Origin of the sequence: Pseudovibrio axinellae (assembly GCF_900110875.1) — a bacterium.
GTDB lineage: Bacteria > Pseudomonadota > Alphaproteobacteria > Rhizobiales > Stappiaceae > Pseudovibrio > Pseudovibrio axinellae.
The window spans coordinates 24,694-50,925 of the sequence record NZ_FOFM01000009.1 but is presented as its reverse complement, the minus strand read 5'-3'; the positions used below and the strand labels follow the sequence as shown (position 1 = coordinate 50,925).

Sequence of the window (26,232 nt, the reverse complement as noted above, 5' to 3'; positions counted from 1 at the left end):
TTTGTTTGCACCCGGCCTCTTGAAAAGGCCGGGATACACATTTTTCAAACCAAATGGTTGAGAGGGGACTCTCATTTGGCCTGAACAATTTGAATGGTGGAAACGGACATATCACCACCGGACGGAATTCGCATTTCACCTATACGCTCCAAGCTCTCAGCGTCATATACGCCGATGTCATCTGATGTGCCGCCGACATAAATCTCTTTACCATCGGAGGAAATGTTGATGACATAATAGGTATGTGGCAGATCAATTCGCTTGATCAACTCCTTTGTTTCAACGTCATGCTTGGAGAGCTGAGTGTAAACTCCGTAGAGCTTAGATTGATCAACCGGTGACCTCACAGCAGAGAACATCAAGACCTCCATGGAGGTAAAGTCTTCAATGACGCTCTCGCCTGTTGTTAAATCAACGCTCTGATAGCCCCACACAAAATCGGCAAGTTCGGACTTCGTCTCATCTGCAAAGATGGCGGCAGTATAGAGCAACATGAACTCATCATTTTGGCTGCCAATTGGCCAGAAAGCTAACACGTCTGGTGGGCTGTAAGTTGGCCGGTTCCAACTGGCATTGGCTATCGCGATGTCGGTCTGCCCTGTGGCGGGATCAATACTGTAAATATCATGTCCAGCCACATAGACCGCCCCTTTGCGATCAGTTGCCATAACAGTGGAACGTCTTGGTGCCTCATGGACCAAGCGCGGCTCTGCCTGGAGCCCTGCATTGGTGTCATATACAGCAAATTCTGCTGGCATGACTTCTAGTCTGTCAGAGTGTTTTCGAACCGGATTGCGAACGGTGTACAGCTCTTTTCCATCTTTGGAGACCGCCAGAGATGCGATGGAGCGTCGTGTAACGTCCCCCTCTGACTGCTTAGCAAAAAATACCTTCTCGCATGTTTCAATGTCGATACCGACCACATCCTGCCACAAATTCACGAGCACGTATGCGACTTTGCCACCTGGCGACATGGCGATGACACCGGGGACAGGAGATGAACCAAGATCGCAGTCTTTTATTAGCTTCCTGTTCTGGGCTTCAAAAACGTAAAGATTGCCAGGTCGAGCCGCGGTGACAAGTAAATCTCTTGCGAGCGATGGACCAGCGAACACCACGGTACACACGATCGCTATCAGGGATTGTTTCAGCATGGTTTGTCTTCCCTCGCTATTATGTTTCAGAGTCAGATGGAAACACGGAACCGAGTGAACGCCAGTCCTTGCCCGCGTTATCCGCGCCGCTGGTCCATTTCGGGTGGCTCACCATCGTGTCCGGAACTTGTGCAGGCCACCAGCACGGGTCCGAGCAACCATAAAGATCAGCTTCCATAGGCTGGCAAAGGGCGGCTACGCCACCAAACGGGTCAACCTCCCAACCAGGGTCAAATGTTGCCGAGCACCCAGCCGTTATGGTTTGCATTGCGCGGACTTCATCCATCTTGTCTGTTGCGGCGGCACGTTGGACGCGCTCAGCTTTCTGATTAAGCGGTTTCATTTTCCGTTCGCCCTCCGCGGCGCAATGTGTGTGATGATGAACTCGGGAGCTTTGTTGATCAGCTCGCTATAAATTTCGATCCCAAAATCAACCCAGTCGCGCATCAGGTCGCAATAGTGATAGGTGGGTGACAATGGGTCTGAGAAATGAGCGTAGCTTTCGTGATAACACCCTCCGGCGCACAGGTTGCGAATGCGGCAGGTGGAGCACCCTTTATCGGTACGATCTGCGCGCGCTTCTATGAACTGGGAAAGCTCCTTGCGTGCTATGCCATCGTCAACGTTGCCATAGCGCTGCATGTCTGATCCGGTGAAACGATGACAAAGGTTTAGGTCACCCTCATTGTCCACCGCCAGCATGCCGACGCCCGCACCGCAAGGCAGGGCTTTGGAACGGCCCTCGTAAAGGTCTTGCATCAACTGGTGCATATTGGAGAAACCGATATTGCGGCCTTGCAGAGCTTCAGCCAAATAATGACGGCCAAGTGACTTCATTCCCTCAAAGACAGTCTGGAGTTCCTCTCCACTAAGGTTGAAGACAGCAAACTCCCCCGATGTAACTGGCGAAACGCCGACCTCAGCAAACCCAAGGTCATTTTTCAGGTGATCCCAGATTTCCTCAACCGCTGTCACCCCAGCTGTCAGTGTGACTCGTGCACCAACAGGGCGAGAGCGATAACGTGACAGGAGCATCTTGGCTTTTGTTGCCACGACGTCATAGGTCCCTTTGCCGCTGATGGTTTTTCGGTTTCGGTCATGAAGAGCTTTCGGCCCATCCATGGAGACTGTCAGGCCAAACCGATGGGCATCCAGCCAGTCCACCATGTCTTCTGTTAATAGGGTCGCATTTGTTGTGAGGCTGAAGTCAACTTTTTTGCCGAGCTTTGCAAAACGAGGCTCCGCATGCTCGACAACGTCTCGGATAAGACTCAGGTTTGAAAGGGGTTCGCCGCCGAAGAAAACGATATTGTAGCTATCGCGATCTGGACTTTCTTTCAGCAGCAGGTCGATGGACTTGATCGCAGTTTCAAGCGCCATTTTTTGCCCACGTGATGGCGTCTCCAAGTCTTCCTTGTAACAGTAACTACAAGCCAGATTGCAGCCCGTATTGACGTTGAGAACGATTGTAGTGAGTGGGAAGTTCTCGATCTTAACAGGCGAACGCTCTGCCTTGGCATCGATGGTGTCCCCGATCAGGTCCAGTTCCTGATAGCCTTGAATACGCTGAGCCAGATCCTGTGGTACTTCCCCTGCGAAACTGGTTGCAATGTCGTCCTGATTGACCGAACCCCTTTGCGCAAAGAAATCCAGCAATTTGCGGTCAAGCGCATCAATTTCGAATAGTGAAGTGGTGGGAATATGGAACAAAAGCTCCTTGCCTTCCACCTCAACATGGTGCCCGTTATATGGGTGATAGTGAAGATATCCCATTATTAGCTCCTATCGGATCGGTGGATCAACAAAACGCTGAACGGTGACAATGAGCTGAGATTCAGCCTTTAGTCCCATAGCCTCAGCAGAGATTTTGAGGTCACCAGCATTGTTGGTTGAAAAGCGACGCTCAGCATTCGGTCCCGCAACGGCTGGAGTGAAAATACCTGTCTGGTCGAGATATCCAGCGAACTTGGCGTCTCCCATGTCAGCAGCAGCTTCATTATGGTTGCTCATGGACCAAGTTGCCGGGACTTCACCAATGCGAACATCGTCTTGCGTGCCTGGCTCTCCGTCCGGACCATTCCAGTATCCGATAGCTTTAAACCGTGCAGGAACGCGGTCCGGGCCGACATCAGACCCACCACCGACGCGCGCAATTGTGAAGGCTGGTTCAACGACTAACCGGTCAATGCTGTCGTAGTGGGATAGTTTATAGCCAACGTTATCTGCCTCTAACGTGAGCTGACCGTTTCCGGTGGTTTGCAGTGATAGCGACGCTCCTGCATTATTTGTGGAAGCGGAACCCATAATAGCGCTATCTGATGCATCGGAAAGACTGAGGTTTTCAAGTTCAGTGCCGACAAACTGTAAGGTGTTTTGACCAGCGGGCAGGGCGGCTGGCACAGTTCCTATAATTGCAGGCCCTTGACCTTTTTTGACACCCGTAAAACGTGCGCCCAGGCTGTCTTTAGATCGGAGAAACTGACGGCCTTTAAGATGCTTTCCATCTTCTGACATCGCTAAAATTTGACGATAGGTTTTGCCGTTTATCTTGACGTTCGCACGCCATTCATAGCCGGTGTAAAAGTTCATCCTCCCTGAAACGGTATGCTCTGTACCATCGCTCAGCGTGATGTTGCCTTCGATCTTATGAGGAGAGGAGGAACCGGTTACCGAGAAGGTGCCGTAGGCCTGACCAAGCCCGGGAAGTTCGGTCAACACCACCCAGTCACCATCCACGGCGACTTTAGGGGCGCTCTGCCAGGTTTTCCAAGCCTCTGTCTCTAATGGGAAACGTTCGGCGAGAGCCGGGGCAATGTTTGTCTTAGCAATCTCATACCACTGACGATCACGGCCAAGTGCTTGATATTCAATTGTTGGAAATTGACCTACATGAAAGTCCATATGAAGAAGCCACTCTTCTTCGCTTCGGCGCTGCAGACCCACACGGGCGCCTGTATGGCAGCGCGTACACATTGAGGCGAAAGGCTCCTCAAAACTCTCTTGTATGTCCGGATCTCTCTCCAATACATATCGGTAGGCTGCTGCTTCTGATGGCGCTAATCCTTGGGTATCGGATAGGTAACCAACAAGTGTGGCTTGGTCTTTATTGCTCAGTTCCATTCCATGAATTTGCCTCATGCGTACAATGGTCATGAGCCAGCCTTCAGGAGTTTTGCGCTGACCGTCTATCCGGCTGAGACCATTACTGGTCTCGCTATGACAGCCATTGCATGCTTGGTCGAGTAATTGCTCGTCTGCATTTGCAGCGGTTCCTGTTGTAAACAGGAGCAGTGCAACGGCAGACACTTGGAAAGTTGTCGCCCTCATTTTTGGTCCTCTCCTCTGGGTCGCTTCGATCGTTTTGGGTAAAACGCACGGGCAAATTGCTTTGGGTTTAAATTTCTCAGTAGTCTCCTGATTAGCTAATCTGGCGCCGATCACAGGAGGGTGTCCGGCAGGCCACCAGCCTGCTTTCGATGGGCAATCCATGCATGCACGTGTTCAGCAGTCGCTCTGTCAGTGTCAGGTAGAATTTGCGCATGGAAATCAGCGGGGTTTGGCATTGGCCCTTTTCCAAGGCGCTTTAAAATCGGAATCAGCTCGTGGCCTTCAATAAAAGCAACCCCATTGGGGTCCAGAGCTGATAGCAGCGTATCGGCCTTTTTAAGTTTCCCATCTCTCACAATAACTTGTTGTTTTATCGCCGGTTTCTCTATGTTCGCATGAGAGGGTTTGGTGTCTGGCCAAGAGGCGCGGTTGGACCAAAAAACGCTTTTCATCTCTTCATGAGCAAGCTGGTAGAAGTCTCGCCCAACGCGCGCCTGTCGCCAGAAAGTTTCCTGCACCCGGTTGCGATAGAACGTCTTCGCAAGACCTGTCTCCCGATCTAAAACCGCTCTGGCAAGAACCGGGCACATAAGTGCTGATGAAATTGCCCAAAACAGTCCATGGCCTGAAAGCGGGTCAATCGCGATTGCGGCATCACCGATGGTCAGAAGTTGAGGGTCAAGTTCTGGCGTGGTGAGCCGCAACTCACAGCTGCGGACGACTGGGTCCTTGGGAAACTCTGGTGGACCAGTTGGAGCGGCAGAGCTTGCTGCGGCTAATGTCTCACGCCAGACACTTTCAAGCCCCTCTTGCCCTGGGGGAAGGGACGTCGCATCAACAACAAGCTGGCTCCAAGTGCCCAAACCTGGCTCGCTCGCCTGCCAGAGCCACCCGCTTGGCAAAGCAGAAATTGAAGCCGCTTGTGCGGTTTCTTTCATGCTTGGAGCGGTAAACCCGCAAATCGCAAGTGTTGGATGGCTACGAAGGCTATTTGTGCGGCTCGGAGCTCTGCGCCCACGCGCTTCAACAACAAGGCCTGCTTTCAGAATGCTGCCATCATCAAGCAGCAACTCGTTTTGGTCCTTAGTGATGGTGCGCACAAGGCCTGAAACCAAGCTTACCCCTGTGCTGCGGGCTTTCTCCTGCAAGGCTTGATCAAAAACCGTTCTGTCGACAAGGTGCTCCCGGTTCACTCGGCTTTCTAAGCCACCCCAATATATAGATCGTTGCCGAGCCGGGAAAACGCCCTCAGTTGGTAGATCAAGCTCGGATAGGATTTTAAAGACGCGTTCAGACATGCCTTCAATGCGCGCATGTTCTTTCAAACTTGGTGCTGCGTGAGGGATGTGCGGACTGACAAGGGCAACCTGAAACCCACCTCGGTGCAGTAAGGTGGCGGCTATCGCTCCAGCCGGGCCTGCTCCGGCAATAACCAGATCAAACATGATCGCCTCTCTTCCTCACGGCGTATTAAACGGCCGTCCCCGTGAATTTGAGCGATTTAGCTTAGGATGAGAGGCATTCAGATGGCTCCGACAGTTTCGGACAACAATCCGACAATTTCGGACAAATGCGACAATTTGACACGAAGCCCGTCTTTTTTTCAGCAGTTGGCCTTTTCTTCTTTCGGTGCATCGGCAACAGTTGATGAAAAGAGAGCGCTTAAAAGAGCAAGAGCAAAAAAACGTTCGAAAAGGATTACGAGGATGTAGGCGTCTGGAGAACTAACGACCGTGGATTATTGTTCCAATATCGTTTCGACAGCACTTAAAGACCCATTCCAAGTGGCAAGCACGAGGGGAGGGAACGTGCGAGAGCTGTGCGATCGCGCAGGCATTGAAAACCAAGCTCTAAATGGCTCTGTTCCTTTAAGCAAATTTGTCCGCTTTTCTGAAGTCGCTGCTGAGCAACTTGCACTACCAGATTTTGGCTGGCTGGTTGGCTCTCGATTCAACCTTGCAAACCTTGGTGAGGTTGGAAAACTGTGTTTGGAAGCACCGAACCTTTGGGCGGCCTTATCTCTTTTTGAGAGAGCTTTTGCCATCGTGCAAAGTGACTCAGAGCTGATGTTGACGATTGATGGGGACGAGGCAGTTCTGTCCTATCGCATTCTTGATCTTTCGATCTGGCCACGCCAGCAGGATGCGGAACTAACCATGGCTGTCTTTGCGAGCCTGGTCAGATACGCAGCTGGAAATGACAGGTACCCTTCTTCCGTTTCTTTTGAACACGGGCCAAGCGCGATTCAAAGAAGCCTGTACGCAGGGCCTCGGTGTCCGGTCATATTTAATTCAAGCGTCAATCAGCTAAGGTTCCCGGCACGATTACTCGGGCCTCCACTGCAGAATCCACCGATAAACTCTTTTGGTGCGATCACCGCACCATTTTGCTCCGAAGCAGCTCAACTAGGGAAGATGGCTCCCCTTGAGATCAGGGTGCAACGGGAAATAATGCGCCGGCTAGGTCATGGAGATATCGACCAGACAGACATTGCCAAGTCATTGGGTATGTCCCGCAGAACGTTACGGCGGAAACTGAACGAAACGCAGCGCCCCTACTCAGAAATTCTCTCCGCCTGCAAAATGCAAGTGGCAACCCGGCTGTTGAGTGATTGCGCCTTGTCGCTACCCACAATTGCCTCCAATTTAGGCTACTCCGACACAACAGCCTTTGAACGGGCATTCAAACAAAAGAAATCCATAACCCCGGCCCAATACCGCCGCCTCAACACCCAAGAAGAATGAGGTTATCGGTAGAACGGGTGGTTTTCGAGTGTGGACTAAGGAATCTATACTTGGAATAACGGAGACAGCTGTGGGCTTTCACCAAACAATGGTCTTTTTGACCGTAAGTGCCCGCTCAGGGCCGCGTTACGTGTTTGTTTTGGATCTGATTTCCCACTTGCGCCTGACACTAACAATACTTCGAAAATAACGTTTTGGCTCTTCTTTGGAAAAGATTGATTGCCAGATTGAGCAGCTTGAACTGGCGCTGGAACATGCCCAGATGCCTCACCCGCCACATGAGCGGAAGAAGATCAGCCACCTGTTCCTTATCTGATTTCAAGATACACTTGGTGAGCCAATCAAACCAATGTGCGGCAAGCCTCGAGTGTGTGGGGATATGGAACGCAAGGCCTAAGAAACCCTGCTGCTCTTGTGAAAAGGCCGTGCAAGTGCCCCCCCCCAACACGACCTATTGCTCATTCCAGTGCTGGAGTCGGCCAGTTTTTCCAGATTTTGCTCTTCAAACTTGATGATCACTTTCCTCTCTACCGGCAGAGGAAAGTCTTAGAGAGGCAATGACATTGAAGTGCCGTGCGCCAAGCTTTCCTACTGGTTTAAGCTCTCCATGAAAACGCTCAATCCTTTAAGCGAGCTCATCAAAAACCAGATCATGACGTCAGATGGATCGCACACCGGTGACACGCCAATTGATGTGTTGGGTCAGCACTTCAACGCAAGCTCCAGGTCTGGAGAAGCTAAAGAAGCAAGGGCGGATCTGGACCTATGTATGTGATGATCGCCGGCCTCACCTATTGCAGCCTAGTGGTTCTCTGCGGATCGTAAGACCGAAAACCACGGAGACTATCTCAAAGAGTTTTCGGCATTTTCCTAGCAGTTGCCTAGAGGGCTACGGGCAACTTTACGATGCAGGCAGAATAAAAGAAGCGGCCTGTTGGATTCATTGGCGTCGCGGCTATTATGATATCTTTACCGCCACAAAATCGTAACCTGCAGAGCATGCCCTGCATGAAATAGGCAAGCTCTACAATATCGAGCGCTAGATCAATGACAAGCCGCCGGGAGTTCCGTGAGAAATACAGCAGACCCATAGCGAACGACTTCAAAACTTGGTTCAAACGCAACTTGACCGGATCTCCGGAAAGTCGAACCTGACAAAGGCCATACCCTATGGCTTGTCACACTGGCACGCCTTTACCCTGTTTTTGCGGACGGCCGGATCGCCATTGACAACAATGCCGCAGAACGCTCCATCAAGCCAGTGGTGATGGGCAGGAAAAACTGGATGTCCGCCGGATCTATTGCAGGTGGTGAAACTTTGGCTGACGCCTTGACTTTGATTGAGACCGTCAAACTCAACGGTCTCAACCTGCAAACCTATCTCGAAGGTATCCTTGCACGTATCAACGAGCAAAAGATCAACCTCCTTCCAGAGCTCTTAACCTGGAACTCGTGCTCAAAACAGCAAAGTCAAGAAGAAATCATGGCGCACTGACCGCTCGCTTCCGCTTTATGACCGCTTGTCATTTAGCATGCGCGAACTAGAAGAGGTGCTGCTGGTGCGGGACATTGTGGTCTCGTATGAAACCATCCGCATGTGGTGTTTAAGTTCGGGCCGGCTTACGTAATCTATTTGTCCCCGGTCACCAGGAACGCTCCGCAATCGACATTCACCTCTACTGCATCAACACTCTCTTGCGATGGGAACATGCAGCTATGTTTGACGCTTAAGATGCGCCTGGAGAAAACTTTTGTGACCAGCGCCAGACTGAACTTGCAGCACGCGAGTTTTTGTCCTGCTTTGGCCCACGCGAAAGATAACTTCCTCGTCTTTTCACAACAAGAAAATACTGCCAGACAATGCAGTCATTGAAAGCTCTAACGGTTCTCTGGGGGCTGAATGCTTTGATGCGCGCAGGTTTTTGAGCCTTTAAGATTCCGGTGAAAAGTTAGAGACTTGACGTAGAGACTACACGAGATTCGTCCTCATGTCATTATTGGAAATAAGCCCCTGCATCGCTGTGAATGCTCAGTAGAAGATACCCTGACCTAGGCGGAGCCCTTGGAAAATCTTACCGCCGGGTGGTCCTGAAATGGGGGTGAGCTCAGTCTTTGCATCGGGCACTTTGTCGTAGAAGCTCAAACCAAGGAAGCGCACAAAAGACAGATGGCCATTTTTCATAAGTCCGGCATGCTCATCACGAAGATTGTTCTGTGCTTGAATGATCAGGGTCCTGAACACGAGGACTGGATCGACAGGGGTACGCCCGCTTCTGCTACTATCATCGGCGATGACTATTTCGGAAAATTACAAAATTGATAGTTTGACCGTAAGCCTCCAAATGATTGCCGATATCGCTCAGTTGCTGTAGCCGTTCGTCGACATAGAATAGTCGCGCTTCTTGCCCCGCCAAGTTTCTTACAGAAATTTAATAGTTCAATTGGATCAGATGCGCATCAAATCGGCCGGAGGTTAAAATAGGCCTTCAGCTATTCAAACACGGATAAAAACTTCCAACTTAAACAGATTCCTTCACTTGCTATCCCCCTGAACCGTCATTTGATTTTGAGTAAAAATTGAGGTAGCAACGCGAGTTATAATGTTCTACTCGCATAACGAGTGGCAACGGACAGGAATATGAGCGGTTTAAGAATATGGCTGGCGAGACAATCCCTCTCGAGAAATCCTTAAGTGCGATTGAAACCACTGTTGCAACGATTGGGGGCAAGTGGAAACCAGTTCTTATGTTCCACCTTTTATCAGGCGCAAAGCGTTTCTCAGAATTACAGAAACTAATGCCGGGAGCTTCTGATCGGATGCTTGCACGTTCCTTACGAGAATTGGAGAATGATGCTATTTTGCGCCGCGAAGTTTTTACCAGTGCGCCGGTTCGTGTGGAATATTCGCTTACCAAAGATGGTATGTCGCTGATTCCTGTTCTCAACGTGATGAGCGAGTGGGGGCAAGCACGCAATGGTAGCGACGAAACTATTGAACCAACCTCCGTCTTCGACGCGTTGCTGCCAACATTTGGGGGCTAGTAAGTTGAAAGTCGCCTTTCTAGATCCCAACACAACTGGACCGAACGTTAAGATCTCGAAACCAACTTTGACCTATGAATGGACGGAATACGAGAACGCTACGGCCGATGAGGTGATAGATCGGCTTCAAGGTGTTCAGGTTTGCATTACTAATAAGGTTACCTTCCCTCCAAGGTGCTCAAACAGTTGCCAGAACTCCGACTGATTTGCATAGCTGCAACGGGTTATGACAAAGTCGACATTGCCACCTGTGATGAACTGAGCATTTCTGTTTCCAACGTGCGTGGTTATGCGGTGAACACATTAGCAGAACCTGCGTTTGCTTTGATCTTTGCGTTGCGCCGCTCTTTGTTCGGTGATCGTCAGGACGTGATTAATGGTGAATGGCAAAAATCTGGAAATTTCTGATTTTTTAGCCATCCTATAAAAGACCTCACTAGTTCGCGTTTAGGTATCATTGGATGCTGGAACACTTGGCAAAGCTACTGCACGCCTCGGCAAGGCCTTGGGCATGGATGTTGTGTTTGCTGAGCGGAAAGGGGTGGCTGATGTTCGTGCTGGTTACACTTCATGCGCGAGGTGTTGGAAACCAGTGATGTAATTTCTTTGCATACGCCGCTGCCCCTGAAACACGTGGTATGATCGCGACATGTGAATTTGAAGCAATGAGTCAAAGGCCCATTCTTATTAATATTTCACGTGGGGGTCTGGCGGATGAATTTGCTCTGGTAACTGCCATCAACGAGAACCGTGTGTCGGGTATTGGATTTGACGTACTTATGAGCGAACCTGCCACAGGCAGACAATCCGCTACTTTCCATCCTCGATCGCCCTAATGTAATTGTTACTCCGCATGTGGCTTGGGCATCAGAAGAAGCAATGCAGTCTCTTTGGGACCAGGTTATTTTGCATATTGATAACTTTGCAAGGGGCAGACCAACCAATGCAGTTGGTCAAGTCGGGTCCAATATGCCTTAGGGCGCCGCCAGCACGATACCGACGCCGCCGATGGCAACCAACACACAGCCTAAAAACTCAATGACTGTGATTTTCTCGCGAAAGAACATCCAGGATGCAGCAAGAGTAAATACAAGCTCAATTTGGGCCAGTGCACGTACGTAAGCCACTTGCTGTAAGGTCATCGCGGTAAACCAACCGATAGAACCAGCAATACCTGCAAAACCCACAAGCCAGGACATGCGCCAGTTCTTGATCGTAGCGCGTAGCTCACTTGGGCAGGCACGTAGCATCCATGTCATCATCGCCACAGACTGAAACCCTGTGACACAAACAAGCGCGAAGGCTGCCTTTAACAAAAAGGACTCTGCGTCTACCGATAAGGAAGCCGTGCGGACGAATGCGGCGGATGCGCCGAAAAACGCTGCGGCTGAAAGTCCAATGAGCGCTGGTTTTCCAAACAATGCGGCAGTAAACGAGCGGCCTGTAAATTTGACCTTTCCCAAGCTGATGCACAAGACACCTATGATACCAACGGAAATGGCTGTCATGCCAAACCACGTAAGCTTTTCCCCCAAAAGGATGAAGCCAAACAATGCCGCTTGCACTGGTTCTGTTTTGGAATAGGCGGTGCCAACCGCGAAGTTGCGGTAAGAAAACAAATAAACCAGCAAAAACGTTGCAATGATCTGAGCGAGCCCGCCAAGGGCAGCCGCGGCGTAAAAGCTATTCTTAACTGCCGGTAATCCCTCTCCCGTAAAAAGCAGGAGAGCGCCAAGATAGGCCAAAGCTATGGGGAACCCGAATCCAAAGCGGATGAATGTAGCCCCTGTGGTGCCAACGGTTCCCTTCAAATGCTTTTGTAACGCAGAACGTAAGTTCTGACTAAAGGCAGCTGCAATGGTGATCGGGATCCACAGTTCCATTTGAAAATTCCTCAACTCTTCAATTTCACTATAGAGGCATAAGTCACGCTCTAGAAATCATATATGGCAATAAGGTAAGGGCACAAACTCAGATAATATTGAGTTTAACGACACAATAATTGACATCACTTTTCGGAGAGAATTCGAATCATCAATAAATAAAGATAGTATTTTATTTCTTTATGTGTTGCTTTGTTATTGGGAGGATATAGAAATGAAATTGCTTATTTTGTTCTTTGCAAATTTTATTGCATCAGTAGCGATGGGGATCGCACTTACGATTGTTCCCTGGGAACTCTCAAATTCTCTTGGTGGAGAAAAAGTTCTAGCCTTCACGGCAACGTATGCGAGCACCGTCTTGATTTTTCTCTCGCCAATCGCCGGGCGGCTGACAGATAGTCTGCCTCGGCGCAACACTCTGGTGGTATGCGTGGTTTTGATGGGGGTGGTCCTGAACCTTGTATCACTTGCCTACAACAATCCAGTTTTAAAGATTACCAGCCTGAGCGTCTTCTACTTTGCCTCTCAGATCTTTTTCCTCTTCTTTTATAACAGTTTGACCGCCTTCATTCAGGAAGCCTTTGCTGAAAAGGAACATGGTAAAGTCAATGGCTGGATGCAGGTAGAAATGCAGCTCTCGACCTTGCTTGCAGGTTTGTTGATGATCTACAGCATTAAGAGCAGTGACTTTGAATTCATTTTATTGATCAATGGTTTTCTGCTCTTATTATCGGCACTTATGCTCAGCTTCATTCCTATTAAGCAACGAGTGAGACCACCACAAACCAGGGTCTCGAAAATTGTCTTTCTTGCTATTTTGAAGCGTAAGGATTTGCTGTTGCTTGGGGTAAGCGCAAACATCTCCTTCGTCTCCATCATGATGCTTAATGTCATACACCCGATCTACTTTAATAGTGTACTGGGACTGGAAGTCTCTTCTGTCGCAATGATCTCGATTTCATTTGGCGTAGGGGCTGCCGCATCAGGTTTCTTGATTAGCCGCATCGTCATGCAACACTCAGCACTACTCATCATGAGGTCTTGTCTGGCCACCTTCACGCTATCACTGCTCGTGATGAGCTTGTCGCCTTCACTGGAAGTCATCGTAATCTTGGCGGGAATTTTGGGTGCAACGGGTTCTGCGACCCGTGTCTCATTCAACACCTATGCCATGAGCATCGTTGATAAGAATATTTTTGGAAGCTACCTATCTGTAATCAACGTCATGACCTACATTCAAAGATCCGTCTTTGGCTTTCTGCTTGCTTTAATGATTGCGGGTTTCCCTTCTTCGAATTTTTATTGGTTCGTTTTTATGTTCACTTGTTTGGGTCTGTTCACGTTGTTTGCCCATTTCATCTATTCGTCTTCGAACCGCTTAGAACTGAGCGAAGTTAAAGCTTAGCAGAGCGACATCAGCCAGTTTTCAAGTTTAAACGTCAATGTTAAGTTCGGAGGCGATGGCTTCTGAGCTTACGGGCAGACAAATCAAACTCGCGTCTCAAAAACTTGCTGGAAATCATCCAGCTTCGACTGCAAGCCACGTGGAAAGCACTCGACTCGATCAGATGACCTATTCGTCAATATGATAGCTTCCTGAAAATTCTTCGGCAATGTGCATTACTCAGACACAAAAACCATATTTATTCCTGCAATTGCACAGTTTTTGGCGACAATCTGTCATTGGTTTCAATACCTATTACTCCAGGGCAAGCTGATATATGTGCTTTCAAAGTGCTTTGAGAAGTGTATGATCGCTACGAATGCAAGCGTTCCCCTTCGTCATTTTTTCGACCAGGAGCGAGCCCGCTGTCTCGGAGCGCATCACGGGTTAAGCCGTCGCTGCCTCTGCATTTCGGGTATACGTATTTAAACCTATTTCATTCTTCAGCAATTCGATGCATTTTCCGCTCAAATCTTTTTGCACCCGGTGAAAAGTTTTTCACCTACAAGGTTTGCCGCCACCCTCGGCAGGCCTTATTCGGGGCCTTGCAGCCAGCTATACTCCCTTTTAGCTGGCCAGTAACAACCGAACCACACGAGTAAAAGCGAAGCCCGTTCCCAGCTGTTGCATTACAGCTTTCCCTCCTCCCGGGCTTCGCTTTTAACTCACTCAAATATGCGATCGGGAGACTTTAAAGGTGACAAAGCTGCGTCCAGGCGTCATTTTTGGCGAAGAATACAAAACCCTCATTCAGGCAGCACGTGAAGGCGAATATGCCCTTCCAGCAGTTAACGTAGTTGGCACGAGCTCAATCAACGCTGTGCTTGAAGCAGCTGCTGCAAACAAATCCGACGTTATTGTTCAGCTCTCCAACGGCGGCGCCCAGTTCTACGCTGGTGCTGCGATGCCTGATAGTTTCCAGGCACGTGTTCTTGGCGCGGTATCCGCAGCCCAACATGTGCATCTACTCGCGAAACATTATGGTGTATGCGTTATTCTGCACACTGACCACGCAAACCGTAAGCTAGTGCCTTGGCTCGACGCACTTGTTTCGCACGGTGAAGATTACTTTAGAACCCATGGCCGCCCGCTGTTTACATCACACATGCTTGACCTTTCAGAGGAAACTCTGGAAGAGAACTTGTCTGAAAGTGAACGTATGCTGAAGCGCATGGCACCATTGCAGATGAGCCTTGAGATTGAACTCGGCTGCACCGGTGGTGAAGAAGACGGCGTTGGTTCTGACGACGACATCGGCTCTGACAATCCAAAGCTTTACACTCAGCCTGAAGATGTGCTGGAGGCTTATAACCGCCTCAACCCATTGGGTCACTTCTCCGTTGCAGCGTCCTTTGGCAACGTGCATGGTGTATACAAACCAGGCAACGTAAAGCTTCGTCCTGAAATCCTGCGCGAAAGCCAGAAGCTGGTTCGCGAAACTCACAACCTGGGCGCAAACCCGCTGCCACTGGTATTCCATGGTGGTTCAGGCTCTGAAAAAGCAAAAATCACTGAGAGCCTTGGTTACGGTGTATTCAAAATGAACATCGACACCGATACTCAGTTCGCATTCTCAGAAAAAGCTGGTGCTTATGTGTTCGAAACGCCAAATGCGTTCAAACATCAGATCGACCCGGACACAGGTGTCCCTTATAAGAAAGTCTACGACCCGCGCAAACTATTGCGTGCTGGCGAAGAAGGCATCGTCACTCGTCTGACAGAAGCCTTTGGTGACCTTCAAAGTGCTGGTAAATCTCTAGCGCAATAAGAACGACCTGATCAGCCACTCATGGTTTGAGTGGCTTGGATTTGAATGGAGTACAGGATGAAAGCGCTTTTCATTGGCCAGTCCTACATCGACGTGACCTTTTTGTCAGAGACCATGCCGGAAGGTGATGAGAAGGCAATCGCGCAAGATTACGCTGTCAGCTTTGGCGGTAACGCCGTCACTGCAGCTTTCGTTTGCGCAAAACTGGGCATCTCTCCAGATCTTTTGTGTTCCATGGCCGATGATTGGCTGTCGCGCATGTTCCGCGATATGGCTGCCAAGTATTCCATTCCCATCCACAGCGCAAAGGTAAAGGAAAGCTCGCTTTCCTTTATCATGCCCAAAGATGGCAAACGCGCTATCGTACGCTGCCGCGACAACGACTTTCTGCATCCGGTTCCGGATCTGAACCTTGCTGGTTGTCAAGCACTCCACGTGGACGGTCATATTCCTGAAGCGGCTCTGCATTACGCCAAAGCGTGCCGCAAGCACGGTATCATGACCTCTTTGGATGGCGGCGCTGTGCGTGAGAACACCGAGGAGCTTTTGGACTATATTGACGTTGCTATCGTCTCAGAACTCTTTTGTGAGCAACTCGGCAAATCTGCTGAAGACACACTGGAATACCTGCGCGCCAAAGGCGTTAAGGTGGGCGGCGTGACGCAAGGCGAAAAAGGCCTGCTGTGGTACGAAGCAAAGTCTCCGATCAAACGTCTGGCTGCGCTGAGCGTACCCAAAGAACGTGTACTGGACACCAATGGGGCGGGTGATACGTTCCACGGTGCGTATGTTTACGGTTACCTGGCCAACCCTAAGGGGGCCTGGGAGGACCATTTCAAACTGGCTCGCTCTGCCTCAGCTCATGCCATTCAGTTCCTTGGAAACGAGGCCTCTCTGCCAACCGTTCAGGATCTGGACAATGTGCAGAAAAACTTTCCTGCGAGTGATTAATCTAAGCGGCTTTTCTGGTGCAGAAGTCGCCAGTGACGAAGCCATTTAGAGCCAAACAAAAAGAATAAGAACGAAAAAAAATAATAATACGCCCAACACTGGGCAAACGTTCAAGTGGCACTCGCAAACTCACAGAACCCCGCCTCACGTTGAGGTGGGGTTTTTATTTGGTCATACAGGGTGAATGTATACGCCGAGGAAAAGAGCGACCTTTTCAAACACACGCATTAAATCTCTCCAGCATGTACCAACAATCAGGTACTGATTTTACGACCGAACAGGAGTAGGGGAGAAGACTGCTCTGCTGTATTGCGGTTTTTTGGGTAGCCTGCTTCTATACAAAGGTATTTGAATACTCTTCTGAGGGTGAAGTATGACTGCGCAAGAGACGAAGTTGTTGATGGTTTGTGGGAAGATTGCCTCTGGTAAATCAACACTGTTGACACACTTGGTGAGAGACCACAGTGCGGTATTGCTCAGTGAAGATCATTGGAATGCAACGCTTTTTCCTGGTGAGATGAAAACACTGGAAGATTACGTAAAATATTCGGCTCGCGTGCGGCAAGCGCTTGGCCCACATATAGTAGACTTGTTACAACAAGGCGTGTCAGTTGCGTTAGATTTTCCTGCAAACACTGTGCAAAATCGCAAATGGTTAAAGAGCCTTTTTGGGGCGGCTGGGGTTGCCCATGAGCTTCATTACCTTTCAGTGCCAGATGAAGTGTGCAAAGAGCGACTTTGGGTACGGAACGAAGTAGGTGAGCATCAGTTCTCAGTAAGCAAAGCGCAGTTCGATCAGTTTACCAAGTATTTTCAACCACCTACACCCGATGAAGGGTTTAATCTTATCCTGCACGATTTCCAGACCGTCTAAGATGTACCTTGTAAGTCTCCAAAGGGATAAGAGGTTGCGAAATCTGAGCGCCTAGGTCCTGACTAATTGGGAGGCAGCGAAAGCGATCAGGCCTTACCTCAAATATAGGTTTGAAGGTCAAAGCTGTTTGAGTGTTTGGGGCAAGGTTGCGAGATCGCTCAGGTTTGTTTCTCTTGTTATTCCAATATTTTGCAAAAACTCTGCGTCGTGGCTAACCACAAGCAACGCCCCGTCATAAGCATTCAACCCCGTTTCAATAGCCTTTGTTGCCTCAATGTCGAGATGGTTTGTAGGTTCATCCAATATGAGAAGTTTTGGCGGTTGAGCTGCACCGAGAACGCATGCAAGTCCGGCTCTGAGGAGCATGCCGCCGCTGAGTGTTTTAACAAGCTTTGTTGACGCATCTCCTCGGTACATAAAGCGGGCAAGGACCGCACGACAAGCATTTTCCTCTAGTTCCGGGTTTAAACGCCTGAAGTTCTCTAGAATTGAAAGATCTACATCAAGTAAGCTGACCTGCTGGTCTAAAATCCGCGCTGTGGGGTGTAGGTTGCAGCGCCCTGACAAAGGCGGAAGCTGACCAGTTAGCGTGTTGAGCAGGGTGGTCTTACCCGACCCATTAGGCCCGCTGATTGCGCGACGTTCCGGCCCAATCATTACGAGGGATAGTGAAACGATCTGTGGTTCTGCTTCGCTATAACCGCAACACAGATTTTCCGCGCATAGCACGGTCTGCCCGAGCGCTATGCCAGAAGAGGCGATGCTCATAGTTAGCGGCTCAAGCACCTCAATACTCAGACGAGCTTCATTTGCCTTTTTTTGCGCGTCCTCGCGCAATTTGGTAGCTAGGTTGGTGTTTTGTCCAAGCGTGTTCTCCGCTTTATTTCGCCTGGCATTAAGAAGCACTTTCGGCTGATCACGCTTTGCGCGGCTGTGCTGTCCTGTGCTATCTTTTCTGGCTTTGCGCTCCGCTACACCCTGTATCTTTTGGTTGAGATCGCTGATCTGCTTTTCACAATCGGCTAGTTTTTGCTTTGCTGCACTAAGTTCCAAGGCTTTTTGAGCCTTATAGAAGCTATAGTTGCCGCCAAATGCTGAAGCGCCCAGTGTAGTTAGCTCAACAATATTGTCAACTTGCTCCAGTAGACGACGGTCATGGCTTACGACAATCGCCCCCTTGTTCCATCTGGCGAGAAACGATGACAACGCAATACGCCCATCAGCATCCAAATTATTAGTTGGCTCATCCAGTAGCAAAAAATCGGCATCGTGAAACTGCAGCGCAGCCAACCTACAGCGGGTAACTTGCCCCCCAGACAGCGCCGAAAGTGGGTGCAACATGTCAAATTCCAACCCCATATGTGCAAGGGCAGTCTCCACTTTGCTTTCAAGCATCCAGTCAGCGCGGCTGAGTTCGTCCACACTAGCCGTGCCGTTTTCTGCATTCTTTAAGATACGCAGGGCGTCGGTTATGCCAAACAAATCGGCGACAGTTTCTTGTCCCGTGTTTTGAACCTGTTGCTTCAAAAGGCCGATAGAACCATGGACAACGACGGAACCGGAGACAGGGCTCAGCGCACCGCTAATCAGGTTGAGCAGCGTCGTTTTACCTGTACCATTGCGCCCAATCAGGCCCGTGCGCGCAAGGGGAAACTGCAGGTTGAGATCAGAAAAAAGCGGAGTGCCGTCAGGAAGAGACCATGACAGATTGTTGATGGAGATCGATAAAGGCATAGTGATGAACTTTCACGGAAACAGGGCAGGTCGAGTGGATTGTCCTGTTCTTGTTCATCGCTTTATCTCCTTATGTTTTGAACGAGTAGCGAGACTATGCCGTTTCTTGATTAAGTCAAGAACAGCGAATTCAGCCTCTTTAAAACTGTGTTCTTTTTGCCTCAATTTTTTGTAGAGCACAATAACAATCACGATGGCAGAAAGCATTGCAACACTGACATAGGGACCTAGAACGGGCGTTTAAACCTATGCGGCTTCGTAATTTTTGCGTTCCAGCTGATGCCAAGAACACATTTCCTTTTCGCGTAGACCACAACACTTCAATCAGAGTGTCCCCGCAGAGGCGGCTAAGGAAGCTCACATTCAATAATCGGGGGGGCTTTTTCATTGTTTACCGTGCACTCCAGCCTGATAGGCTTCTCGTGATCTGGTGGTAGTGCGGGTTAGTTTTATGTTCTCACTTGATGCTCGACGTAGAATTCTTGTGACAGGCGGCTCCGGTTTCCTTGGCTCCTACCTAAGTGAAATGCTCCTGAAAGCAGGACATGAAGTGCTTTGTCTAGACAATTTCTTCACCGGCGCCCGGATGAACGTGGAGCATTTGCTTGATCACAAACGCTTTGAGCTGCTGCGCCATGATGTATGCCAGCCCCTGTTTGTAGAAGTCGATGAGATCTACAATCTGGCGTGTCCAGCTTCGCCTGTGCATTATCAATTTGATCCGGTACAGACGACTAAGACGAGTGTCCTCGGCGCCATCAACATGCTGGGTCTGGCAAAACGCCTAAGGGCAAAGATATTGCAAGCCTCCACTTCCGAAGTGTACGGCGACCCTCAAATCCATCCGCAACCTGAAGAGTATTGGGGCAATGTGAACCCGATTGGGGTGCGTTCCTGTTATGACGAGGGGAAGCGTTGTGCAGAAACATTGTTTTACGATTACCATCGGCAAAATAATGTCAATATCCGCATGATGCGTATTTTCAATACCTATGGACCGCGCATGCACCCCAATGACGGGCGCGTCGTTTCAAACTTCATTATGCAAGCACTCTCCAATAAACCAATAACGCTCTATGGCGATGGGCTTCAAACCCGCTCATTTTGCTATCGCGATGATCTGGTAGACGGCATGATGAAGTTGATGAACGCCACCGATGATATCTCGATGCCGATCAATATTGGCAATCCGAGGGAATTCACGATCAAGCAGCTTGCAGAGCTTGTGCTGGAGCTAACTGGGTCCAAGTCCCAGATCATCCGGGAACCACTTCCGCAAGATGATCCGCTCCAGCGCAAACCAGACATTGAAAGAGCCCGCGACTTCTTAGGCTGGTCACCCACCACAGAGATTCACGAAGGGCTTATAAAAACAATCGCCTATTTCGAAGAATTGATGTCTTCACCCAAGCCCCTCCAGCCCACAGAGTTTGCAGTTTCTGAGAGGCTGTAAGTCACCAGCCAATATGGTGCCGGTTTTGAAAGAAGCCACCTGTCGGGCCGTCGTCGTCCAAAGTTGCCAACCAAACTGCTGTGTCCGCGCCTTGCTCGACCGAGAGCGGAGCGCTGGACCCGCCCATTTCAGTTGCGACCCACCCTGGGCACATAGCGTTGATCTTTACTGAAGATGGGAGTTCTCTGGCAAGTGCAAGCGTGAGCGCGTTCAGAGCTGCTTTGGCCACACCATATGGGCCTGGTGGTGCTTCAAGCCCTTGTGCAAAGGAGCCCCATTCAGAGCTCACGTTTACAATGCGCCCATATTGCTTTTCAGCCATGGAAGGAGCAACACGTCTAATCAGATGAAACGGCCCATGAAGCATAACCTGCATGCTTTGTTCAAAGTGAGCAGGGTTCTCCAACATTGGTTCCTCATAAAGAACACCTGCATTATTAACCAACACATCGATCGCCCCGATATCATCGATGGCACGCTCGATCGAGCCAAGGTCAGCCACATCCAGTTGTATATGCCCGCATTGGAGCTGCTGAGCAGCCTCTGCGCCAGAGCTTGCATCCCGCGCGCCGATAACAACGTCGAGCCCTTCCTTTAAGAGACCTTTGGCAATGCCATAACCGATCCCTCTATTTGCTCCTGTGACCAACGCACGCTTGGGCATGAGGTTCTCTCCTGCTGCCAATTACGAATTCCATTCAAGATAATAAAGCAAGTTTTTTATTTCTTATCAAGTTCAATCATTTTTTCCAAGGAATGCTTGACGTCGAAAATGGTCATCAAGTGCATAAGCAAACTTGAATAATTCTGGATTGAAGTACTCTCGGAAATATTGAATTTTCCCGTCTGGCACATGGAACAGGCCACCATAAATCTGATTGTATTCCCGCCCTGTGGTCAGAATTTCAACCTCTCCGTTGAACTCCGCAAACACCCACTCTGGAGAGACCATGGGGTAGAACCTCAAATGCGAGGTGAAATCGGCTTCACCTGCATTCTCCGGCCACGAGCTATAGTGTTCTATGAGGTTCGCTTTGCCTTCAATCACATCAGGGAATCCATCGGGAGAGTAAGGCATATCTTTTATTGCTTTGTCCGCCCACACACTTGCGAGCGCCTCCATATCCTTATTCTCCAGTGCCTTAAGAAATTTTATAACAGCTGCTTGAGCGCGTCGGCGTTTGACAAAACCAGGTGGGTGAGATTTCGCACGGCTCTTTGCAATTTGCAGTAAATCTCCGTTGCCGTTTTCACTATGGAGAAAGAAACTGTGTTGGAATACGCGCCAGTGGTTACTTCGCTTGTGTAAGCGCAGCTGGTAGTGCCCGGTCACTTCCCAAACTTTCTCACCTAGATAAAACTGGCCCAGGACAGAGCAAGATGCATTTGCGACCCCTTCTTCGATGCGAATTTTAAAGTCGCTGAGTGAATGGCGAACAAGATCAAACCCAGGCAGAAACTCAGCCCAGCACGCCAATTGTTGCTCACGTGTTTTCTTGAGAACGCTGCCTCCAAAGATCGAGCTGTAGTCAATCTCGAAATGATCGCTGTATAGGTGAGCCAAGCTTTCGTAGTCTCCCCGATCAAAGCAGTTTGCCATACCCTCAATAACTGAGGTTATGGCAGCAACATCCTTGGCTTTTTCAATTGGGGTCGATACCGGCATGTAGTGTCCTGTTTAAAGCGTTGAGTGGAAGTGTTCTGTCACCGCCTCCAAGGCCCGGTCTATTGGTGCTGACTTATCGTAGAAATCAAATTGCGAGACATCCTCGAACCACAGCGTTGTTGCACGGTCTCCCATGCGCCGCGCAAATTCCTTTACGCCTTTGGGAGCAGCAGCAGCCTCACTATGGATGATCAGTGTAGGCTGATTTTGCTTCTCCGCTGTCCCAACGCCATCAAAGGTGAGCAGCTCTTCCCAAGAGGCAAGGTTGAATTTATTGTCAAATTCAGGAATGAGACCGCGATCTTCATCGGTGTAGTACTCAACGCCATACATAAGAGCTGTTTCGTCCACTTTACTTGCCGCAACGATGTAGCGCGGCACCTCGTGTATTGACGCATCTCGTCCAAGCTTTAGCAGTGCAATCACTTCATCGGCACCACCATAAACTTCAGCAATGATCTCAGAATTATATAGCTGCGGACCGACCAGCGCCAAAGAGTGTATATGCCGGTTCCCGCCCGTTGCCGCACTCATATAGCCAGCTGACCCGCAAATTCCCAGTCCACAGATTTTGTCGGGGTCGACCTCTTCGCATCGACCCATAAAGTCGATAGCTGCGCGGATATCATCAATCTTACGGTTTGGGTTCTCCAGGTATTTGACCTTGTCATCACGTGCAGATAGCCCCCATCCCCGAAAATCAAAGGCAAGTGAAGCAAAGCCGCGCAGTGCCAACTCAGAAGCATAAAGACCAGACATTTGCTCTTTGATCGAGGTCCAGGCGCCAGTCACAATAACTGAAGGCAGTTTGCTGTTATGTGACCTGTTTTTGGGAAGGTAAAGATCACCACGTAAGAGTTCACCGTGGCATTCGAATTCCACCGGCCTCATTTCAAGCTTTTCGATATTCCTTGCGCGGTCTTTCCTTTCAGGCATATGCAGATCCTTGGTTCTGTGCGCTGCTCGTTAGAAACAACATGGATCGTAGACTAGAAAAATGGCTTTAATAGAAAACACGGGTTTGTTTGCATCGTAAAAACAAAGCTGCCTAGACGCTGCAAAATCGCATAAACCCTTAGGGTTTGCCTCTCAAATGCAGGTTGTTTTAGAGAAGGCACATTCGAGCGATTGGGGAGATGTCATTTTCCGGGGAGGGCGGCGAGCAAGGTCTACACCATCACCCAACACTTTTTCTATCGAGAATTGGATCGTAACCGATTGAAAATGCGTGACATTTTCTCGCGACGAATAATTGCACGTTTTGCTAATGGTAATATGACCGGTGTAGCTCTACCAGCCAACTAGCAGAATACTCAATCACAACACGTTCAGTAGAATATCTCAAAATTAACTAGACGACCGGTCTATTTTATATTACAACGATTCACATGATGACGAAAAAGAGTGATGCAACACGACAACATATTTTGGAAACTGGCCGTAAGTTGATAGCGGAGCAGGGCTTCTCCAGCATGGGGTTGAGCCTTCTTCTTAAAACAGCGGGCGTCCCAAAAGGTTCATTCTATCACTACTTTGATTCTAAAGAACATTTCGGGTGTGTCCTCGTTCAGCAGTACTTGGATGAATACCTAGATACCTTGGATGAGCTATTTACTTCCGACGGAACAAGCATGCGCGAGAAACTGCTGCAATACTGGCACCTTTGGGCGAACTACCAACATTCTGAGGATACTTCGAAACACTGCTTGACCGTAAAGCTTAGCGCAGAGATCGCGGATATATCTGAGGATATGCGCGAACTCTTAGCGCAGATGGCGACCAAGGTTGAGCAGCGTATCGGCGATGCAATTGAAGTGGGGGTAAAGGATGGGTCAATCTCTGCAAAAATAGATGCAAGAATGACAGCTCAAATCCTTTACCAAATGTGGTTAGGGGCAAGCCTCGTCGGCAAAGTCACACGGGAAAAGACGCCTTTATACAAAGCTCTGGAGGTAACGGAAATGATGTTACCAGCGCCTTAGTGCCTACCTCTGTGCTCGACTCCTGTAGCCTAAGCGAATGTGCAAGACTGCGGACCATCACTGAACTAAATTCATAAAACGTCATAAACCAACTTTTACTGACCTAATTAGAGGAATTTAAAATGTCTCAAAATACTGAAATAAATCGCCAAATTGTGTTGGCGGAACGTCCTGTCGGTGCTCCGGCTCCCAAAAACTTTCGCGTCGCAGAAGCTAAAATTCCGGTAGCTGGCGAAGGTGAAATGCTGCTGCGTACGGTCTACCTTTCACTGGACCCGTATATGCGCGGCCGTATGAGTGATGCAAAATCATATGCAGATCCTGTTCAGATCGGTGATGCTATGGTCGGCGGTACCGTTTCAGTTGTCATGAAGTCTAACCTTAAAGGCTTCAGTGAAGGTGACTGGGTTGTCAATATGGGCGGTTGGCAGGACTATTCCGTTTCCAATGGTGAAATGGTGTTCAACCTTGGTAAAGAGCCAGCTATGCCATCCTGGGGTCTTGGTATCTTGGGAATGCCGGGCTTTACCGCTTATGCTGGTCTTTTGGAAATCGGTGAGCCGAAGGAAGGCGAGACGATCGCAGTTGCAGCTGCATCAGGGCCAGTTGGCGCGACTGTAGGCCAGATTGGTAAAATCAAAGGTTGCCGTGTTGTTGGCATCGCTGGTGGCGAAGAAAAGTGTAAGCACGCAGTTGAAAACCTTGGGTTTGACGTCTGTCTTGACCGCAATTCTCCAACCTTTGCGCAGGACCTGAAAGACGCTTGTCCGGACGGAATCGACGTTTATTTTGAAAACGTTGGCGGCGCAGTGTTTGATGCAGTGATGCCATTGCTCAATGCCAATGCGCGTATTCCACTGTGTGGCCTCATTTCCCAATACAATGCAACCAGCTTGCCAGAAGGCCCCGACCGCATGGGAATGCTCATGGGAACACTTTTGGTCAAGAAGATCCGTATGCAAGGCTTCATCATTTTTGATAGCTTCCCGAACCTGTATCCAAAATTTGTTGCTGATATGCAAAAGTGGATTTCGGAAGGCAAGATGAAGTACCGCGAACAAATGGTTGACGGTCTTGAAAACGCACCGGAAGCCTTCATCGGCCTGCTGGAAGGTAAAAACTTCGGCAAGCTTGTGGTCAAGATTGGTGAATAGTCTCTAAGCGAGACGAGAATAACAATAACAACAAAGGCACCAGTACTCCGCAACTGGTGCCTATTCCCCCTATGCCCGCTGAAAGGTAGATCACTATGAACGTGCTAATGGTTCTTACATCCCACGATAAGCTTGGTAACACAGGCAAGAAAACCGGCTTTTGGCTGGAAGAGTTTGCAGCGCCTTACTACGTGTTTAAGGATGCTGGTGCAACAATCACACTTGCATCCCCAGCTGGCGGTCAGCCTCCGCTGGACCCAAGTAGTGACTTGCCAGATTTCCAGACCGCAGCAACTGATCGCTTTAAAGCGGATGAGGCTGCAAATGTAGCTTTGGCAAACACAGTCAAGCTGGACACAGTTTCAGCTGACGAGTTTGACGCTGTTTTCTACCCAGGCGGCCATGGCCCGCTTTGGGATCTGGTAGACAACACAAACTCTATCTCACTGATTGAAAAAATGTATTTTGCTGGAAAACCAGTCGGTGTTGTCTGCCATGCCTCCGCGGCGCTGGTCAACACCAAAGCAGCTGACGGGTCCCCTCTCGTCAAAAGCAAAAACGTCACTGGCTTCACCAATAGCGAAGAAGATGCTGTGCAGCTGACCGATGTTGTGCCGCTGCTGGTGGAAGATGCCCTGCAAGAAAAGGGCGCTATCTATCAAAAAGGTCCAGACTGGGCCTCATTTGTTTTAGAAGATGAAAACTTGATCTCAGGTCAGAATCCAGCGTCTTCTGAAGCCGCTGCAAAAGCAATTTTGGCGCAACTGCGTTAAGCTCAGCTAGATAAATGCTCAAAAACCGGCGCGGAGTTATTCTCTGTGCCGGTTTTTTTGTGTGCACCCAACACTGGGCATAAGTCATACCTGTCTCAAACAATATGTCGTAGCCAAGCACCATGCGAGAAGCATTTGCGTTGCTATGTGCGCTGGTTTGCGCGGAAGTCGCCAATCAAGCGTTGAAATGTAGCTTTTTGCCCCTTTACACCGTAATTCTTGACATTTGGCGAATAATTTATATATTATGACATATGTCGTTCGCTATCTGCGCCAAGCTGCA

26 protein-coding genes and 2 pseudogenes are annotated in these 26,232 nt (G+C 49.4%); 17 read left to right on the top strand and 11 right to left on the bottom strand.

Annotated elements, in window-relative coordinates:
• Positions 1-71 precede the first annotated feature (71 nt).
• From peaD to qhpG, 5 genes are all read right to left on the bottom strand, one after another.
• Positions 72-1,154, bottom strand: a complete 1,083-nt coding sequence (peaD, locus tag BMZ51_RS17675) for a quinohemoprotein amine dehydrogenase subunit beta (protein WP_068004861.1) — start codon at positions 1,152-1,154, stop codon at positions 72-74.
• 19 nt (positions 1,155-1,173) lie between these two features.
• Complete coding sequence (qhpC, locus tag BMZ51_RS17670; RefSeq protein WP_068004864.1) at positions 1,174-1,497, bottom strand: quinohemoprotein amine dehydrogenase subunit gamma; 324 nt, start codon at positions 1,495-1,497, stop codon at positions 1,174-1,176.
• The gene (gene peaB / locus BMZ51_RS17665) at positions 1,494-2,927 is read right to left on the bottom strand and encodes a quinohemoprotein amine dehydrogenase maturation protein (protein WP_068004867.1); all 1,434 of its coding nucleotides are present in this window, start codon (positions 2,925-2,927) and stop codon (positions 1,494-1,496) included. Before peaB ends, qhpC begins: the two co-directional genes overlap by 4 nt.
• A 9-nt stretch (positions 2,928-2,936) precedes the next feature.
• Positions 2,937-4,481, bottom strand: coding sequence for a quinohemoprotein amine dehydrogenase subunit alpha (gene peaA, locus BMZ51_RS17660; protein WP_068004869.1), 1,545 nt, complete (start codon positions 4,479-4,481; stop codon positions 2,937-2,939).
• A gap of 110 nt (positions 4,482-4,591) precedes the next feature.
• The gene (gene qhpG, locus BMZ51_RS17655) at positions 4,592-5,926 is read right to left on the bottom strand and encodes a flavin-dependent monooxygenase QhpG (RefSeq protein WP_068004870.1); all 1,335 of its coding nucleotides are present in this window, start codon (positions 5,924-5,926) and stop codon (positions 4,592-4,594) included.
• A gap of 288 nt (positions 5,927-6,214) precedes the next feature.
• Here qhpG and qhpR point away from each other — a divergent pair, with 288 nt between their 5' ends.
• The 5 genes and pseudogenes from qhpR to BMZ51_RS24765 all read left to right on the top strand — a co-directional run.
• On the top strand, positions 6,215-7,225 hold the full coding sequence (gene qhpR / locus BMZ51_RS17650) for an AraC-like transcriptional regulator QhpR (protein WP_074882207.1): 1,011 nt from the start codon (positions 6,215-6,217) through the stop codon (positions 7,223-7,225).
• A 568-nt stretch (positions 7,226-7,793) separates the two neighbouring features.
• On the top strand, positions 7,794-8,000 hold the full coding sequence (locus tag BMZ51_RS24530; protein WP_068004875.1) for a hypothetical protein: 207 nt from the start codon (positions 7,794-7,796) through the stop codon (positions 7,998-8,000).
• Positions 7,918-8,480 (top strand): annotated as a pseudogene (locus BMZ51_RS24770) (IS66 family transposase); the annotation flags it as partial. The gene BMZ51_RS24530 and the pseudogene BMZ51_RS24770, both read left to right, overlap by 83 nt.
• Positions 8,481-8,510: 30 nt before the next feature.
• On the top strand, positions 8,511-8,720 hold the full coding sequence (locus tag BMZ51_RS17635; protein ID WP_068004880.1) for a transposase domain-containing protein: 210 nt from the start codon (positions 8,511-8,513) through the stop codon (positions 8,718-8,720).
• A 1-nt stretch (position 8,721) separates the two neighbouring features.
• Positions 8,722-8,849 (top strand): annotated as a pseudogene (locus BMZ51_RS24765) (IS6 family transposase); the annotation flags it as partial.
• A 405-nt stretch (positions 8,850-9,254) separates the two neighbouring features.
• Here the strand turns inward: BMZ51_RS24765 and BMZ51_RS24760 are convergent.
• Positions 9,255-9,452, bottom strand: coding sequence for a hypothetical protein (locus tag BMZ51_RS24760; RefSeq protein WP_483150649.1), 198 nt, complete (start codon positions 9,450-9,452; stop codon positions 9,255-9,257).
• Between BMZ51_RS24760 and BMZ51_RS24115 the strand changes: the two genes are divergently transcribed.
• From BMZ51_RS24115 to BMZ51_RS24340, 4 genes are all read left to right on the top strand, one after another.
• Positions 9,393-9,545 (top strand): hypothetical protein, encoded by a 153-nt coding sequence (locus BMZ51_RS24115; RefSeq protein WP_175485044.1) that lies wholly within the window; start codon positions 9,393-9,395, stop codon positions 9,543-9,545. The two genes, BMZ51_RS24760 and BMZ51_RS24115, sit on opposite strands and share 60 nt — an antisense overlap.
• A 335-nt stretch (positions 9,546-9,880) precedes the next feature.
• Positions 9,881-10,267: a winged helix-turn-helix transcriptional regulator gene (locus BMZ51_RS17625; protein ID WP_068004882.1), complete on the top strand. Its 387-nt coding sequence runs from the start codon at positions 9,881-9,883 to the stop codon at positions 10,265-10,267.
• A 186-nt stretch (positions 10,268-10,453) separates the two neighbouring features.
• Positions 10,454-10,675 carry a Rossmann-fold NAD(P)-binding domain-containing protein gene (locus BMZ51_RS24345; RefSeq protein WP_208979563.1) on the top strand — a complete coding sequence of 74 codons (222 nt, stop codon included), beginning with the start codon at positions 10,454-10,456 and terminating at the stop codon, positions 10,673-10,675.
• 230 nt (positions 10,676-10,905) lie between these two features.
• Positions 10,906-11,103 carry an NAD(P)-dependent oxidoreductase gene (locus BMZ51_RS24340; RefSeq protein ID WP_208979562.1) on the top strand — a complete coding sequence of 66 codons (198 nt, stop codon included), beginning with the start codon at positions 10,906-10,908 and terminating at the stop codon, positions 11,101-11,103.
• Between the two features lie 138 nt (positions 11,104-11,241).
• Here BMZ51_RS24340 and BMZ51_RS17615 read toward each other — a convergent pair whose 3' ends face one another.
• On the bottom strand, positions 11,242-12,150 hold the full coding sequence (locus tag BMZ51_RS17615) for an EamA family transporter (protein ID WP_068004884.1): 909 nt from the start codon (positions 12,148-12,150) through the stop codon (positions 11,242-11,244).
• Positions 12,151-12,364: 214 nt separating this feature from the next.
• Between BMZ51_RS17615 and BMZ51_RS17610 the strand changes: the two genes are divergently transcribed.
• The 4 genes from BMZ51_RS17610 to BMZ51_RS17595 all read left to right on the top strand — a co-directional run bounded on the left by BMZ51_RS17610 (position 12,365) and on the right by BMZ51_RS17595 (position 17,187).
• Positions 12,365-13,555, top strand: coding sequence for an MFS transporter (locus BMZ51_RS17610; protein WP_068004886.1), 1,191 nt, complete (start codon positions 12,365-12,367; stop codon positions 13,553-13,555).
• Positions 13,556-14,291: 736 nt separating this feature from the next.
• On the top strand, positions 14,292-15,362 hold the full coding sequence (gene fbaA / locus BMZ51_RS17605; protein ID WP_068004887.1) for a class II fructose-bisphosphate aldolase: 1,071 nt from the start codon (positions 14,292-14,294) through the stop codon (positions 15,360-15,362).
• A 57-nt stretch (positions 15,363-15,419) separates the two neighbouring features.
• On the top strand, positions 15,420-16,313 hold the full coding sequence (locus tag BMZ51_RS17600) for a sugar kinase (RefSeq protein WP_068010529.1): 894 nt from the start codon (positions 15,420-15,422) through the stop codon (positions 16,311-16,313).
• 373 nt (positions 16,314-16,686) lie between these two features.
• The gene (locus BMZ51_RS17595) at positions 16,687-17,187 is read left to right on the top strand and encodes a P-loop nucleotide/nucleoside kinase family protein (protein ID WP_068010527.1); all 501 of its coding nucleotides are present in this window, start codon (positions 16,687-16,689) and stop codon (positions 17,185-17,187) included.
• 117 nt (positions 17,188-17,304) lie between these two features.
• On the opposite strand, the gene BMZ51_RS17590 is transcribed toward BMZ51_RS17595, so the two are convergent.
• Positions 17,305-18,921 carry an ABC-F family ATP-binding cassette domain-containing protein gene (locus BMZ51_RS17590; protein WP_068010525.1) on the bottom strand — a complete coding sequence of 539 codons (1,617 nt, stop codon included), beginning with the start codon at positions 18,919-18,921 and terminating at the stop codon, positions 17,305-17,307.
• Positions 18,922-19,372: 451 nt separating this feature from the next.
• Here BMZ51_RS17590 and BMZ51_RS17585 point away from each other — a divergent pair, with 451 nt between their 5' ends.
• Entirely contained in the window at positions 19,373-20,374 is a 1,002-nt protein-coding gene (locus BMZ51_RS17585; RefSeq protein ID WP_068010523.1) for a UDP-glucuronic acid decarboxylase family protein, read from the top strand.
• A 1-nt stretch (position 20,375) separates the two neighbouring features.
• On the opposite strand, the gene BMZ51_RS17580 is transcribed toward BMZ51_RS17585, so the two are convergent.
• The 3 genes from BMZ51_RS17580 to BMZ51_RS17570 form a co-directional block, all read right to left on the bottom strand.
• The gene (locus BMZ51_RS17580) at positions 20,376-21,038 is read right to left on the bottom strand and encodes an SDR family NAD(P)-dependent oxidoreductase (protein ID WP_068010520.1); all 663 of its coding nucleotides are present in this window, start codon (positions 21,036-21,038) and stop codon (positions 20,376-20,378) included.
• A 72-nt stretch (positions 21,039-21,110) separates the two neighbouring features.
• On the bottom strand, positions 21,111-22,040 hold the full coding sequence (locus BMZ51_RS17575; protein WP_068010518.1) for a nuclear transport factor 2 family protein: 930 nt from the start codon (positions 22,038-22,040) through the stop codon (positions 21,111-21,113).
• A gap of 12 nt (positions 22,041-22,052) precedes the next feature.
• Positions 22,053-22,976, bottom strand: coding sequence for an alpha/beta hydrolase (locus BMZ51_RS17570; RefSeq protein ID WP_068010517.1), 924 nt, complete (start codon positions 22,974-22,976; stop codon positions 22,053-22,055).
• Between the two features lie 455 nt (positions 22,977-23,431).
• On the opposite strand from BMZ51_RS17570, the gene BMZ51_RS17565 reads away from it, so the two are divergent.
• The 3 genes from BMZ51_RS17565 (at position 23,432) to BMZ51_RS17555 (ending at position 25,949) form a co-directional block, all read left to right on the top strand.
• The gene (locus BMZ51_RS17565; protein ID WP_208979561.1) at positions 23,432-24,022 is read left to right on the top strand and encodes a TetR/AcrR family transcriptional regulator; all 591 of its coding nucleotides are present in this window, start codon (positions 23,432-23,434) and stop codon (positions 24,020-24,022) included.
• A 122-nt stretch (positions 24,023-24,144) separates the two neighbouring features.
• A complete protein-coding gene (locus BMZ51_RS17560; RefSeq protein WP_068010513.1) occupies positions 24,145-25,176 on the top strand; it encodes an NADP-dependent oxidoreductase in 1,032 nt (343 codons plus the stop codon).
• 95 nt (positions 25,177-25,271) lie between these two features.
• A complete protein-coding gene (locus tag BMZ51_RS17555; RefSeq protein ID WP_068010512.1) occupies positions 25,272-25,949 on the top strand; it encodes a type 1 glutamine amidotransferase domain-containing protein in 678 nt (225 codons plus the stop codon).
• Positions 25,950-26,232: the final 283 nt, after the last annotated feature.

Excerpts from the sequence above, each read along its gene's own strand:
- BMZ51_RS17600 (WP_068010529.1), top strand. The coding sequence starts at position 15,420 with ATGAAAGCGCTTTTCATTGGCCAGTCCTACATCGACGTGACCTTTTTG.
- BMZ51_RS17635 (WP_068004880.1), top strand. The coding sequence starts at position 8,511 with ATGTCCGCCGGATCTATTGCAGGTGGTGAAACTTTGGCTGACGCCTTG.
- BMZ51_RS17585 (WP_068010523.1), top strand. The coding sequence starts at position 19,373 with ATGTTCTCACTTGATGCTCGACGTAGAATTCTTGTGACAGGCGGCTCC.
- qhpG (WP_068004870.1), bottom strand. The coding sequence starts at position 5,926 with ATGTTTGATCTGGTTATTGCCGGAGCAGGCCCGGCTGGAGCGATAGCC.
- BMZ51_RS17575 (WP_068010518.1), bottom strand. The coding sequence starts at position 22,040 with ATGCCGGTATCGACCCCAATTGAAAAAGCCAAGGATGTTGCTGCCATA.
- BMZ51_RS17610 (WP_068004886.1), top strand. The coding sequence starts at position 12,365 with ATGAAATTGCTTATTTTGTTCTTTGCAAATTTTATTGCATCAGTAGCG.
- BMZ51_RS17570 (WP_068010517.1), bottom strand. The coding sequence starts at position 22,976 with ATGCCTGAAAGGAAAGACCGCGCAAGGAATATCGAAAAGCTTGAAATG.
- BMZ51_RS24340 (WP_208979562.1), top strand. The coding sequence starts at position 10,906 with ATGATCGCGACATGTGAATTTGAAGCAATGAGTCAAAGGCCCATTCTT.
- BMZ51_RS17615 (WP_068004884.1), bottom strand. The coding sequence starts at position 12,150 with ATGGAACTGTGGATCCCGATCACCATTGCAGCTGCCTTTAGTCAGAAC.
- BMZ51_RS17560 (WP_068010513.1), top strand. The coding sequence starts at position 24,145 with ATGTCTCAAAATACTGAAATAAATCGCCAAATTGTGTTGGCGGAACGT.
- BMZ51_RS17565 (WP_208979561.1), top strand. The coding sequence starts at position 23,432 with ATGACGAAAAAGAGTGATGCAACACGACAACATATTTTGGAAACTGGC.
- peaD (WP_068004861.1), bottom strand. The coding sequence starts at position 1,154 with ATGCTGAAACAATCCCTGATAGCGATCGTGTGTACCGTGGTGTTCGCT.
- BMZ51_RS24115 (WP_175485044.1), top strand. The coding sequence starts at position 9,393 with ATGGCCATTTTTCATAAGTCCGGCATGCTCATCACGAAGATTGTTCTG.
- BMZ51_RS17555 (WP_068010512.1), top strand. The coding sequence starts at position 25,272 with ATGAACGTGCTAATGGTTCTTACATCCCACGATAAGCTTGGTAACACA.
- peaB (WP_068004867.1), bottom strand. The coding sequence starts at position 2,927 with ATGGGATATCTTCACTATCACCCATATAACGGGCACCATGTTGAGGTG.
- BMZ51_RS17580 (WP_068010520.1), bottom strand. The coding sequence starts at position 21,038 with ATGCCCAAGCGTGCGTTGGTCACAGGAGCAAATAGAGGGATCGGTTAT.
- qhpC (WP_068004864.1), bottom strand. The coding sequence starts at position 1,497 with ATGAAACCGCTTAATCAGAAAGCTGAGCGCGTCCAACGTGCCGCCGCA.
- BMZ51_RS17625 (WP_068004882.1), top strand. The coding sequence starts at position 9,881 with ATGGCTGGCGAGACAATCCCTCTCGAGAAATCCTTAAGTGCGATTGAA.
- BMZ51_RS17590 (WP_068010525.1), bottom strand. The coding sequence starts at position 18,921 with ATGCCTTTATCGATCTCCATCAACAATCTGTCATGGTCTCTTCCTGAC.
- peaA (WP_068004869.1), bottom strand. The coding sequence starts at position 4,481 with ATGAGGGCGACAACTTTCCAAGTGTCTGCCGTTGCACTGCTCCTGTTT.
- BMZ51_RS17595 (WP_068010527.1), top strand. The coding sequence starts at position 16,687 with ATGACTGCGCAAGAGACGAAGTTGTTGATGGTTTGTGGGAAGATTGCC.